The 11,666-nt window shown below is 62.1% G+C and carries 12 protein-coding genes; 3 read left to right on the top strand and 9 right to left on the bottom strand.

The features are described 5' to 3' along the window. Positions 1–9: 9 nt before the first annotated feature. Complete coding sequence (locus tag OKC30_RS00405) at positions 10–1,167, bottom strand: efflux RND transporter periplasmic adaptor subunit (protein WP_270661297.1); 1,158 nt, start codon at positions 1,165–1,167, stop codon at positions 10–12. A 155-nt stretch (positions 1,168–1,322) separates the two neighbouring features. Here OKC30_RS00405 and OKC30_RS00400 point away from each other — a divergent pair, with 155 nt between their 5' ends. Together OKC30_RS00400 and OKC30_RS00395 are read left to right on the top strand one after the other, a co-directional pair. Continuing rightward, the gene (locus OKC30_RS00400) at positions 1,323–2,051 is read left to right on the top strand and encodes a response regulator (protein ID WP_042864283.1); all 729 of its coding nucleotides are present in this window, start codon (positions 1,323–1,325) and stop codon (positions 2,049–2,051) included. Next, on the top strand, positions 2,048–3,127 hold the full coding sequence (locus OKC30_RS00395; RefSeq protein ID WP_111896696.1) for an ATP-binding protein: 1,080 nt from the start codon (positions 2,048–2,050) through the stop codon (positions 3,125–3,127). Before OKC30_RS00400 ends, OKC30_RS00395 begins: the two co-directional genes overlap by 4 nt. Before the next feature lie 146 nt (positions 3,128–3,273). Here OKC30_RS00395 and OKC30_RS00390 read toward each other — a convergent pair whose 3' ends face one another. The 3 genes from OKC30_RS00390 to OKC30_RS00380 form a co-directional block, all read right to left on the bottom strand. Further along, the gene (locus tag OKC30_RS00390; RefSeq protein ID WP_111896960.1) at positions 3,274–4,764 is read right to left on the bottom strand and encodes a SulP family inorganic anion transporter; all 1,491 of its coding nucleotides are present in this window, start codon (positions 4,762–4,764) and stop codon (positions 3,274–3,276) included. Between the two features lie 319 nt (positions 4,765–5,083). Beyond that, positions 5,084–5,659 carry a DJ-1 family glyoxalase III gene (locus OKC30_RS00385; RefSeq protein ID WP_111896961.1) on the bottom strand — a complete coding sequence of 192 codons (576 nt, stop codon included), beginning with the start codon at positions 5,657–5,659 and terminating at the stop codon, positions 5,084–5,086. 27 nt (positions 5,660–5,686) lie between these two features. Further along, on the bottom strand, positions 5,687–6,634 hold the full coding sequence (locus OKC30_RS00380; RefSeq protein ID WP_111896962.1) for a ketopantoate reductase family protein: 948 nt from the start codon (positions 6,632–6,634) through the stop codon (positions 5,687–5,689). Positions 6,635–6,992: 358 nt separating this feature from the next. Here OKC30_RS00380 and OKC30_RS00375 point away from each other — a divergent pair, with 358 nt between their 5' ends. Next, the gene (locus OKC30_RS00375; RefSeq protein WP_010673357.1) at positions 6,993–7,475 is read left to right on the top strand and encodes a YajQ family cyclic di-GMP-binding protein; all 483 of its coding nucleotides are present in this window, start codon (positions 6,993–6,995) and stop codon (positions 7,473–7,475) included. Between the two features lie 104 nt (positions 7,476–7,579). On the opposite strand, the gene OKC30_RS00370 is transcribed toward OKC30_RS00375, so the two are convergent. The 5 genes from OKC30_RS00370 to OKC30_RS00350 form a co-directional block, all read right to left on the bottom strand. Beyond that, entirely contained in the window at positions 7,580–8,422 is an 843-nt protein-coding gene (locus OKC30_RS00370) for a nucleoside-specific channel-forming Tsx family protein (RefSeq protein ID WP_111896963.1), read from the bottom strand. 156 nt (positions 8,423–8,578) lie between these two features. Beyond that, positions 8,579–9,982, bottom strand: coding sequence for an AmpG family muropeptide MFS transporter (locus OKC30_RS00365; protein WP_048208191.1), 1,404 nt, complete (start codon positions 9,980–9,982; stop codon positions 8,579–8,581). 85 nt (positions 9,983–10,067) lie between these two features. After that, a complete protein-coding gene (locus OKC30_RS00360; protein ID WP_042864276.1) occupies positions 10,068–10,397 on the bottom strand; it encodes a hypothetical protein in 330 nt (109 codons plus the stop codon). A 114-nt stretch (positions 10,398–10,511) separates the two neighbouring features. After that, complete coding sequence (locus OKC30_RS00355) at positions 10,512–11,063, bottom strand: peptidylprolyl isomerase (protein ID WP_010673361.1); 552 nt, start codon at positions 11,061–11,063, stop codon at positions 10,512–10,514. A gap of 14 nt (positions 11,064–11,077) precedes the next feature. Beyond that, the gene (locus OKC30_RS00350; RefSeq protein ID WP_010673362.1) at positions 11,078–11,650 is read right to left on the bottom strand and encodes a YajG family lipoprotein; all 573 of its coding nucleotides are present in this window, start codon (positions 11,648–11,650) and stop codon (positions 11,078–11,080) included. Positions 11,651–11,666: the final 16 nt, after the last annotated feature.

Here is an 11,666-nt window from a genome sequence, read left to right as displayed (position 1 = left end):
GTCTCCGATTCAACGGTTACCGGCGTCAGCCTGCTGGCTGACGGCGGGGGATTGCCAGGGATGGGCAATGACTTGCGTCCCCGGGGTCAGGCGGTCGATCCCCTCGATCACCACCCGCTGTCCGGCGTTGAGCCCGGACGTGATGCGGTACTGGCTATTCATCAGCTCAGCGGTGTTGACCGGAACCAGTTGTGCCTGCCCCTGGCCATCCACCACCCACACGCTGGTCTGGCCCGATGTGCGCACCACCGCCTGCTGAGGCACGCTCAGGGCGTTGGCATAGCGGGCACGGGGAATGCGCGCCTGTACGTAGAGGCCGGGCAACAGGCGCCGCTCCGGGTTGTCCACCAGTACCCGCAGCAGTACGTCACCGGTCCCGGCATCCACCTCGATGCCGGAGAAGAGGATGTGCCCCTGCATGCCGAGCGGCTTGCCGTCGCTGCCGAGGATGTCCACCGCCAGTTCCGGTGCCGTCGAGCCAGCCTGTTGGCGCAGGGTGTCCAGCACAGAGGCCGGTTGACGCACATCGACGTAGACCTGATCGATCTGCTGGATCCTGGCCATGGGGGTGGCGTCGGTGGGGGACACCAGGGCCCCTTCACTCACCAGAGCCTGATCGATGCGCCCGGTGATGGGGGCTTCCACGCTGGCAAATTGCAGGTTCAGCTGGTGCCGGGCCAGAGTCGCCCTGGCCTGAGCCACGTCGGCGGCCGCCTGATCCCGCTGGGAGACGGCATCGTCATAGGTCTGGCGGCTGATGGCCTCGGTGCGCAGCAGTGGCACCAGACGGTCAATCTGGATACGGGCGCGGGCCAGCACGGCCTCCGCGCGCTGCAATGCGGCGGCGGCGCTGTCGACATCCGCCTTGAAGGGGGCCGGATTTATCTGGAACAGCACTGTGCCTGCGCCGATTTCGGCGCCCTGCTCGAACAGGCGGCGCTGCACGATGCCGCTGATCTGGGCGCGAATCTCGGCGCTGCGCACCGCCGCCACCCGGGCGGGCAGATCCTCGCTGATGACCAGGTCCTGACCTGCCAGCGTCATCACCGACACCTGAGGAAGGACCGGCGCATCTTGCGCTTGCGACGCCCCATCGCAACCTGCCAACCCGAATACGGCAATGACGGCGAGCAGGGCGCCCGCATACCGCTGTTTGACAAACATCATACTCACCTCGTTAAACCGTCTCCCCGGCATGGTGTTGCCGCGAGAGCACATCGAGCGGGCATTATGGAGAGGGGCTATTGCGAATGATTCGAGGCTTTGTGGAGAATCCATGGAGGCGGTGATAAAGTTCAAGCCCACCATTTTCGAGTCCGACCATGTCGTATCTTCCTGCTTCCGCCAACCCGGCGGCCCAGTCACTGGTACTGATTGCAGAGGATGAAGCCGAGATTGCCGACATCCTTGCCGCTTACCTGCAACGCCACGGATTGCGCACCCTGCATGCCGCCGATGGCCGCGAAGCCCTGGCCATGCACCAGACATGCAAACCCGATCTCCTGTTGCTGGATGTGCAGATGCCGCAGCTCGATGGCTGGCAGGTGCTCAGCGAGATCCGGGCCCGTGGCGACACGCCGGTGATCATGCTGACCGCCCTGGATCAGGACCTCGACAAGCTGATGGGGCTTCGCATGGGGGCGGATGACTATGTGGTCAAACCCTTCAACCCGGCCGAAGTGGTGGCCCGGGTACAGGCGGTGCTCAGACGCAGCCAGGCTGCGAAACAGACCACGGCCCGGGTACTGCGGGTCGGCCCCTTCCAGATCGATCTGGAGAGCCACGAGGCCAGCATTTGCCGCGATGAAGGGCAGCAGGTGCTGGATCTGACCCTGACCGAATTCAAGTTGCTCGCCTCCCTGATGCGGGCACCCAAGCGGGTGTTCAGCCGCGCCGAACTGCTGACCCACTGCCTGCCGGAGGGGGATACCCAGGAGCGCACGGTGGACAGCCACATCAGCAAGCTGCGCAAGAAGCTGGAGGCACAGGGCATCCAGGGGGTGCCCGCCAGTGTCTGGGGCGTCGGCTATCGCTTCGGGGGCGATGCGTGACATCGGCACCCGGCCTGCGCAGGCAGATCATCCGCTCCCTGGGGCTGATGGCGCTCGGCATCATCTGCCTCGCGGTGATCGGCACCTATGTGTTCTACGCCATTGCCGTGACCTATGTGCCTGGCAGCATCTCCGAGAGCTGGATGCCCTCCAGGGTCGAGATGATCTGGATTGGCTCGACCATTCTCATTGCATTGGGGATGGCGCTGTACGTGGCGGTGCGCCTCTCTCGGCGCATCCTGACCCCGCTCAATTCGGTGGCGAACAGCCTGCGAGAGGTGGCAGAGGGCAAACTCGATGCGCGCGTGCCGCTGGATGAACAGGCGATCGGGGAGACGGCGCAACTGGTGCGGGACTTCAACACCATGGCCGAACGGCTGCAGAGCATGACCCGTGAGCGGGAGTTCTGGAATGCCGCCATCGCCCACGAATTGCGCACCCCGGTGACCATCTTGCGTGGCCGCTTGCAGGGGCTGGCCGAAGGGGTATTTCCGCCAGAGCGTGCGCTCTTTGAAGGCTTGCTGCGTCAGGTGGAGGGATTGACCCACCTGATCGAAGACTTGCGGGTACTCAGTCTCAACGACAGCGGCCACCTGGAGTTGCAACGAGAGGAGATCAGGCTGTCCGACGAGCTTGCCGTGGTGCTTGAGGCGTTTGCCACCCCTCTGGCCGCGAGCGGTTTCACCCTCAAACGGGAGCTCGATGCCGAGCTCTGGGTCTGTTGCGATGCACTTCGCATCCGTCAGGCCCTGATGGCGCTGCTGGAAAATGCCCAGAAGCACGCGGTGCCGGGCATGCTGACCGTGCGCCTGCATCGTTCGGGCGCCCAGTGCATCCTGAGCGTGGAAGACGAAGGGCCCGGCATCAGCGAGGAGGTCGCCGCCCATATCTTCGAGGCGTTTCGCCGGGGGGATCCGTCACGCTCGCGCAAGAGTGGCGGCAGCGGGCTCGGGCTGGCCGTGGTCAAGGCGATTGCCGAGGCCCACGGCGGCAGTGCGGTCTGCCAATCCGGCGGGCGGGGCGGCACCCTGTTCCTGCTTTCCTGGCCCCTCTTGCACCCTGACGGCAGGTCATGACCCCGCATTGCCGCATCGGTTGAGGATGGGCAAGCCGAGGCGCGTGTGTTGACTGTGATCCAACAGCCCAAAAAAAGCCCATCTCATGGGGAGAGACGGGCTTTTTTTATGGCTTGCAGGCAGCGCCCTCTTGGGGCGCGCCGGGATCAATGCTCGGCCAGCAGGGGCTCTCCCTCCTGGTGTTTGTCGTGGATGGCAAAGCGATCGACCAGGGTGGCACTGGCGTCGTTCAGGCCGATGACCGCCACCTCTTTCCCCTCACGGCGGAACTTGATGACCACCTTGTCGAGGGCCGTGATGGCGGTGATGTCCCAGAAGTGGGCGTGCGTCAGGTCGATGACCACCTTCTCCACTTCCTCCCTGAAATCGAAACCGGCCAGGAACTGCTCGGCGCTGGCAAAGAAGACCTGGCCCCGCACCAGATAGGTACGCACGGCGCCGCTGCGCTCGCTGTCGCTCTTGACCAGCATGACGCGGGCAACCTTGTGGGCGAAGAAGAGGGAGGCGAGCAGCACCCCCACGAATACCCCGAGTGCCAGGTTGTGGGTCGCGACCACCACGGCGACGGTGGTCACCATCACCAGGTTGGTGGAGAGGGGATGGCTCTTCAGGTTGCGTACCGACTCCCAGGAAAACGTGCCGATGGAGACCATGATCATCACGGCCACCAGGGCTGCCATGGGGATCTGACGGATCCACTCATCCATGAAGACCACCATCAGGATGAGCAGGGTCCCCGCCACGAAGGTGGAGAGGCGGCCGCGGCCACCGGATTTGATGTTGATGACGGACTGGCCAATCATGGCGCACCCCGCCATGCCTCCCAGCAGACCAGCGCCGATGTTGGCGATCCCCTGACCCTTGCACTCGCGGTTGTGATCGCTTGGGGTGTCGGTCATCTCGTCGACGATGGCTGCCGTCATCATGGACTCGAGCAGTCCCACCACCGCCAGCCCCGCTGAGTAGGGGAAGATGATGGCCAGGGTCTCCAGATTAAGGGGAACGTCGGGCCAGAGGAAGAGCGGCAGGGTATCGGGCAGCTCGCCCATGTCGCCCACGGTACGGATGTCGATGCCCAGGGTGATGGCCACCGCCGTCAGGATGACGATGCACAGCAGGGGGGAGGGGAGCAGTTTGCCCACCACGGGAACGAGCGGGAACAGATAGATGATGCCAAGCCCGGCTGCGGTCATGGCGTAGACCTGCCAGGTGACGTTGGTGAGCTCGGGCAGCTGGGCCATGAAGATAAGGATGGCCAGGGCGTTGACGAAGCCGGTCACCACGGAGCGGGAGACGAATCGCATCAGGCTGCCGAGCCTGAGGTAGCCCGCCGCTATCTGGAAGAGGCCGGTGAGCAGGGTGGCCGCCAGCAGATACTGCAGGCCATGTTCCTTGACCAGGGTCACCATCAGGAGCGCCATGGCGCCGGTGGCGGCGGAAATCATGCCGGGACGACCGCCGACGAAGGCGATGACCACGGCGATGCAGAAGGAGGCATAGAGGCCGACCTTGGGGTCGACGCCCGCAATGATGGAGAAGGCGATGGCCTCCGGGATCAGCGCCAGGGCGACGACGATGCCCGACAGCAGATCGCCCCGTATGTTGGAGAACCACTCTTGTCTTGCACGTTCCAGCATGGAGATTTTCTCGCTCGTTGAGGATCCATGGCCACAGGCCCGCAAATCAGGGGGAATGGCGGGGATCACAGGGTTGGATTGGCTGTTGATGGTCGGGTAAACCGGCCGGTCGGCATAACCGGAGTCAGGCGGCAGAGGCCGCACAGGGCAGGGTCAGGGCGGCGTGACGGCCACCCCAGAGCACATAACAGGCATAAGGGGCGCATGTTAACAGCCGGTGCCAGGCCGGGGAAGCCCGGATTGTTTTATCTAGCACAAGAGCAGCCAACATAGACCAAACAAGGGGGCTCTGCCGCTTTCATAGGAGTGCCCGATGTGGTTATGGCGATAGCGAGGGGGGCAGCACCATGGGGCCTGCGACCGCGCGGGCGGCTTCGTCGCCGCGCAGCACCCGCACTATCTCTAGGGCGAACTCGATGGCGGTACCCGGGCCCTGGCTGGTGATCAGGCGATGGGCTTCATCGGTCACTACCCTTGCCGTGCTCAATTGTGTCGCGGGCAGACGGGCCTGAAAGCCCGGGTGGCAGGTGATGCTCGCATCTCCCAGCAAGCCGTGATGGTGCAGTACCACGGCGGGTGCGGCGCAGATGGCGGCGCGCCAGCGGCCGAGGCCTGCCTGCTCCCGTAGCAGGTCGATGGCGAGGGGGGTGTCGCGGATCACTTCGCTGCCGGGCATACCGCCCGGCACGACCATGGCATCGAAGTCACGAGTGGTCAGCTCGTCGAGATGGCAATCCGCCACCAGTTGCACCCCGCGAGAGGCTCGGATCTGGCGCGCTCCAGTGGGGCAGCAGGAGGCCAGCACCACATCGATGCCACCCCGAACCAGGGTATCGACGATGGCAACCGTCTCTATCTCTTCCGACCCGGGGGCCACCAGTACCAGTACGCTCATCCTGCACTCCTTGCTTGCCAGCTCTGCTCAGTGCTTCTCTTTGACGGCCTGATAGAGGCCCTGATTGACCGGCACCGCGATACCGTGAAGGGCGGCCTTGCCCAGCAGGAAGCCGGTGATGGCTTCGATCTCGGTCTCGCGGCCCTGTTCCATGTCTTGATACATGGAAGAGTAATTGTCGGCGGTGAGCTCCACCACCATCATGACACGGCGTAGCAGCTCTTCGCTGCCGGTAGGCTGACCTTCGGCCCGCATGACGTCAGCCACTTCCACGCAGATTTGCTGCAGGGCATCGGCAAAACGCGGACCGGCCAATTCGCCGTTCTTGAGCTTGTAGAGCGCGGTGAGGGGATTGATGGCGCAGTTGACGGCGAGTTTCTGCCACTGGCGTGTCAGGATCTGCTCATCCCAACCGGCCTGACCCAGGGCGCTGGCCAGCTCGTCGGCGAGGTGGGCATGGGCACGGGCCGCTTCGTTGACAGGGCCCAGCCAGGTCTCCCCCTTGCCGGTGTGGCGGAACACGAAGTGGCCGCTCTGCATGGCGCCATGGCTGGTGACGCCGGCGATCACCGGATTGTCGGGGAAGAGTGCGACCACCTGATCGGCGATCCCCATGCCGTTGTGCAGCAGCACGATGGGCACCCCTGCCGCCAGTTGCCCGACCAGGGGAGTGAGGGCCGATATCACCTGCCCCGCCTTAGTCATCACCAGCAGGCGTTTGATGCTGCCCGGCTTGTCGATGAAGGCGCGTTCGATGGCCAGGAGCTGGGTATGCCCCTCAAGGGAGGTAAAGTCGACGCCGGGGTGCAAGGTGGCACGATGGCGCTCGCGCAGCAGGAGGCGGGTTGCTTGGCCGCTTTGGGTCAACAGGGAGGCGAAGACGCCGCCCAGGGCGCCGCAGCCCAGCAAGGTCCACTCGGGAGAGACAGGGTGACGGCGTGTTTTCAGGTTGTTGTCGCGTAATCCGCTTGGCATGAAGAGGCTCGATCATGGGAAGGGCTGCCATCCTGTCAACCGCCAACCCGGGATAAGGGAAGATGTCGCTTGGTGAATACCTGGAACCGGTGCATGAGCTGGTTGCCGGGTCGTGCTCAAGGTTCATGCGCAGCCAGGTAGCCTCATGTATGCATGAACATGCGGGTTCCTGGGCTGCACTTCACCGAGTGTCGGACCTCTCGCGACCGCTCCTGAACGGGTTCTAACGGGTCTCACCATTCCTGTGCGCAGGGGATTCTAGCAGAGCAATCCCATCGAAATCAGCAAATTTGCCCGTTTTCTGGTAGATTTGCTCACCTGTCAGCACAACCTGAAGTACAGCATGAGGAGCCCGGCTATGCCGTCATTCGATATTGTCTCTGAAGTCAAAATGAACGAGGTGTTGAACGCCGTTGATAACGCCAACCGTGAACTGGCGACCCGTTTCGATTTTCGTGGTGTGGAAGCCAGCTTCGAATTGAACAAGGAAGAAGTAAAGCTGGAAGCCGACGCCGATTTCCAGCTCAAGCAGATGGTCGAGATCCTGCGCGGCGCCCTGCTCAAGCGCCAGATCGAGAACAGTTCCATGGATGTGGGTGACAGCGTCCACTCCGGCAAGCGTTTCCACCTGACCGTGAAGTTCAAGCAGGGGATCGACAAGGAAGTGGCCAAGAAGCTGGTGAAGCTCATCAAGGATTCCAAGATCAAGGTGCAGGCCGCCATCCAGGGCGACGAGGTGCGGGTCACCGGCAAGAAGCGCGACGATCTGCAAGAGACCATGGCTCTGGTGCGTGGCGCCGAACTGGGCCAGCCGATGCAGTTCCAGAACTTCCGCGATTGATGGCGAACGGGGAGGGCGCGGCTTTCCCCCCCACTGCCAGCATGAGGGCATAAAAAAACCGGAGCAGCTGCTCCGGTTTTTTTGTGTCCGTGTGACGAGTTCGATTAGAACTTGTAGGTCACGGAGAAGTAGTGGCTGAAGCCAGAGCTCTTCCAGGGGGTACCGTCGTAGGCGGTGGAGCCGTCTTTGGTGCCGTAGGCATCCATGAAGTACTTCAGGCCGTAACCCACTGCATAGCGGTCGGAGTGCCAGTAGATACCGTGGAAGGTAGCCAGGTTGTCGCTGGTGCGGTCGGCACGGTCGTGGGTATCCAGGTCGAACGCGTAGTCCAGATAGCCTTGGTAGGAGACGAAGCTGCCGTTGCCGAAGGTGTAGAAAGGCTTGAACCAGTTCATAGCGAACCAGTAACCGTTCCAGTCACCTTCTTCTTCAACGAAGAACTGGTTTTCGGTGGAGTGGCGGGCATACAGGTTCATGCCAACCTTGCCGAACCAAGGCACTTGCACATCAGCACCCAGACCGATCATGTTCTCCATCTGGTGGTCACCGATGTTATTCAGGGAGGCGATGTAAACCTCTTGCACCGGGCCGAAGGAGAGATCTTTACCAGTCAGCGCATCCAGAGACATACGCGGCGCAAACTTCATGAACAGGTTCTGATCGCGGTGCTTGTTGCTGTGACGGGAATCGAAGATATCGAATACATCGACGTAACCGTACAGGTCGAACAGACCGGAGCGGCCACCAAACTCCATTTCGAAGTAGGTGTCGTTGTAATCTTCAGCACCAGTGGTGAAAGGACGTTGGTCGATGGTGTGCATCACGTTGAACTGCATCCACTTGTAGTCGTTCTTGTGGATGTCGCCGCTGTAATCGGCAGCAAGGGCCGGAGTGGCGGAGGCAGCCAGCAGACCGGCAGCGATCAGAGTCTTGGTAAATTTGGCCATTTTATTGGTCTCTTGTGCGTTAGTTGAGGTTTTCCGTAGCCTGCCCACAAGGAGCGGAAGGGATTCTAGCCAAATAAATTCAGCGGATAAACAAGCACCAGGGAACTTTGTCAGGATTTGTGAATCTAATCACCCCCTAAAATGCGCAAACGCTTGCTATTTGTGCGTTTGTGGTGACAAGGTGCTGCCTCGTTTGGCAACCATGATGATCAGGATCATCACCGGGATGCCGAGCAGACTGGTGCCGATGAAGAAGTGGCTGTAGCCGATCTGCTCCACCACGCGACCAGAAAACCCCGCCAGCAACTTGGGCAGCAACAGCATGATGGAGCTGAACAGGGCGTACTGGGTGGCGGAGAAGGCGACGTTGGTGAGGCTCGAGAGATAGGTCACAAACGCAGCCGTCGCTATGCCGGCGCTGAGGTTGTCCAGCGAGATGATCAGAGTCAGCAGCTCCAGGTTGTGGCCCACTTCGTTGAGGAGAGCGAACAGCAGGTTGGTGCTGGCGGTCAGCACGGCGCCGAGGAACAGGATGCGCAGGGTACCAAAGCGCATCACCAGCACGCCCCCGAGCGCGGCTCCCACCAGCGTCATGATGACGCCATAGACCTTGGTGATGGTGGCCACTTCCGTCTTGCTGAACTGCAGATCCACATAGAAGCTGTTGGACATCACCCCCATCACCACGTCCGAGATGCGATAGCAGGCGATAAGCCCGAGGATCAGCAGGGCCGAGGAGCCGTAGCGGCGGAAGAAGTCGGCGAAGGGACACCAGATGGCCTCGTAGGTCCACGCCCCCAGCCCGGCCAGCGTGGGTGACCAACCCCGTGCCAGCAGGGTGGCCTTGCGCGCCATCTGCTGCTCGTCCTGACTCTTGAGATCGATCTGCGGCTCGTGACTCATCAGGGTGGTGAGGATGCCAAGAGACATCAGCCCTCCCATCAGCAGATAGGTGAGCTGCCAGCCGCGATAGTCATAGCCGCTGTTGCTGCCGAGCCAGGCCGCCAGCGCCAGCGCCCCCGCTCCCGCCATGATCATGGCGAGTCGATACCCCGTCATATAAGAAGCGGCCATGGCCGCCTGCAGCCGCTCGGGAGCGGATTCGATGCGATAGGCATCGATGACGATGTCCTGGGTGGCAGAGGAGAAAGCCACCAGCAGGGCGAAGAGGGCCAGTTGGGCGAGCTGGGTCTTGGGATCGCAATAGGCCATCCCCACCAGGGAGAGGGCGATCAGCACCTGGGAGAACAGCATCCAACTGCGTCGTCGCCCAAGCAGCCGTGACAGCAGGGGCAGGGGCAGCCGATCCACCAGGGGCGACCACAGCCACTTGAAACCGTAGGCCAGTGCAACCCAGCTCATGTAACCGATGTCGGTCAGGCTGACATCCGCCTCGCGCAGCCAGAACGAGAGGGTGCCAAAGACCAGCAGCAAGGGCAGGCCGGAGGAGAATCCCATGGCGAACAGGATGAGTACCCGCGCTTCCAGATAGACGGCGAGGGCATCTCGCCAGCGGGTGGCGCGGCCCGGTGTGTGACTGGGCGGGCGGAGATTGTTCAACAGCCTGACTCCTCTGGGAAAAGGGGGTCATTTTGTCAGGTTCGGCAGGAGTAGCCAAGGCAAGCCGAGTGGCGGGCGGCAGGTTTCAGGGACGTGAGCCGATGCAGTGGTGCGGGCAGGGGCCCTCGTCGGCGAGAAAATTGGCGCAGGCCATGAGTTGCAGGCGCAGCGCGTCATCACAGAGGAGGCGCTGCTCATCCCACAGGTGCAGGCTGTGAAGCAGATGCCAGAACACACCTTCCTGTGCGTTGGCGGGGGTTTTGTCCATGGGGATCACGCAGAGCGCCTGCCAATGGGAGAGGAGCTGCCAGCTCAAGTCTTCCAGCTGCTGGTAGGGAATCTTGCGTGCCAGAAAATGGCGAACCGCCTGGGCCAGCGGGCCGGCGTGTTGGGTTATGTAATCATGACAGGTCACCGGCTCCTCCTTCTGGTTCTGCTCCCCGATGCGTGGCACACATCGGGGAGCAGAGTATAGAAAAAGAGACCGGTGACCCGTTCAGGGACGCGGTGGAATGTGATCCGGGCCGCGTTATTTGTCCGCGAGCAGCACCACTTTCTTCAGGATGATGGGGCTGGTGGGGACGTCGTTGGCACGCAGGATGGAGCTGTAGCCGGTCTGGACCTGGGCCAGTTTGTCCAGCACCTCCATCCCCTTCACGACCTGGCCGAACACGGTGTAACCGGCGCCGGCATTGGCGTTGAGGTTGTCGTTGTCCACCAGATTGAAATAGAACTGGCGAGTGGCGCTGTCGACCGCCTGGGTGCGGGCCATGGCGATGGTACCGCGCTTGTTGGGCAGGCCGCCTCTGGACTCGTTGACCACGGGATCGAAGGTCGGCAGGGGCTGGAACTGCTGGTTGTAGCCCCCACCCTGCACCACGAAGTTCTGGATCACCCGGTGGAACAGGCTGCCGTCATAGCTGCCGTCTGCCACATAGCGCAGGAAGTTCTTCACGGTCTGGGGTGCCTGTTTGGGGGCCAGCTCCACGACGATGGTGCCATGGTTGGTCTCCATCTGGACTTTTTGACCGGCAAAAGCCAGGGGGGCGATCAGGGTGACCAGTAACCAGAGTTTCTTCATTTATATGTCCTCGCTCAGCTCGGCTGGCCCTTGAGATAACCGCGCAGCGCCTCGTCGGCCATGATCTGCTGCAGCACGCTGCCCAGCTGCTGGTTCAGGGTGGATTCCAGATCGGCCATGCTCGGCTCGCCCGGGCTCTCTTTGCTGGAGGACATGTTGAACTGCTTGGTCAGCTTGCTGCCCTGGAAGTCGGCAATCACCTGCAGGCTGACGCGGGACTTGGTGACATAGGTGAAGGTCTTCTCTTCCACGGTGACGGCGGCAGTGGAGATGGCCAGCGTCAGGTTGGTGGTGCCGCTGTTGCCCACTTCCAGGCCCTGGCTGCGCAGCCCTTCCGCCAGTTTTTCAGCCAGCAGGCTGTTGAGAGGCTGACTGCTGTTCACCAGCACAGGCGCCTTCTCTTTCTTCTTGATGGAGAAGACATAGGCGGCTTCACGCTTGTCCACCCCTTCCATGGTGATGCGGTTGCCGGAGTAGTACTGCTGGTTGGAGGGGATGACTTGCGGGTTGAGCAGGGCGCTCTCGGGCCAGTGAGTAGCACAACCGCCCAATACCAGAGCGGCCAGCAGCAAGAGTGACTTTTTCATCATGGGTTTCCTTTAG

This window comes from Aeromonas sp. QDB18, from assembly GCF_027705325.1.
GTDB classification, from domain to species: Bacteria; Pseudomonadota; Gammaproteobacteria; order Enterobacterales; family Aeromonadaceae; genus Aeromonas; species Aeromonas caviae.
Note: the sequence above shows the minus strand (reverse complement) of the source record. Positions and strands in the feature narration are given on the sequence as shown.

Coding starts and splice junctions, on each gene's coding strand:
- OKC30_RS00370 (WP_111896963.1), bottom strand. CDS start 8,422: ATGGCCAAATTTACCAAGACTCTGATCGCTGCCGGTCTGCTGGCTGCC.
- OKC30_RS00350 (WP_010673362.1), bottom strand. CDS start 11,650: ATGAAAAAGTCACTCTTGCTGCTGGCCGCTCTGGTATTGGGCGGTTGT.
- OKC30_RS00400 (WP_042864283.1), top strand. CDS start 1,323: ATGTCGTATCTTCCTGCTTCCGCCAACCCGGCGGCCCAGTCACTGGTA.
- OKC30_RS00375 (WP_010673357.1), top strand. CDS start 6,993: ATGCCGTCATTCGATATTGTCTCTGAAGTCAAAATGAACGAGGTGTTG.
- OKC30_RS00380 (WP_111896962.1), bottom strand. CDS start 6,634: ATGCCAAGCGGATTACGCGACAACAACCTGAAAACACGCCGTCACCCT.
- OKC30_RS00385 (WP_111896961.1), bottom strand. CDS start 5,659: ATGAGCGTACTGGTACTGGTGGCCCCCGGGTCGGAAGAGATAGAGACG.
- OKC30_RS00405 (WP_270661297.1), bottom strand. CDS start 1,167: ATGATGTTTGTCAAACAGCGGTATGCGGGCGCCCTGCTCGCCGTCATT.
- OKC30_RS00390 (WP_111896960.1), bottom strand. CDS start 4,764: ATGCTGGAACGTGCAAGACAAGAGTGGTTCTCCAACATACGGGGCGAT.
- OKC30_RS00355 (WP_010673361.1), bottom strand. CDS start 11,063: ATGAAGAAACTCTGGTTACTGGTCACCCTGATCGCCCCCCTGGCTTTT.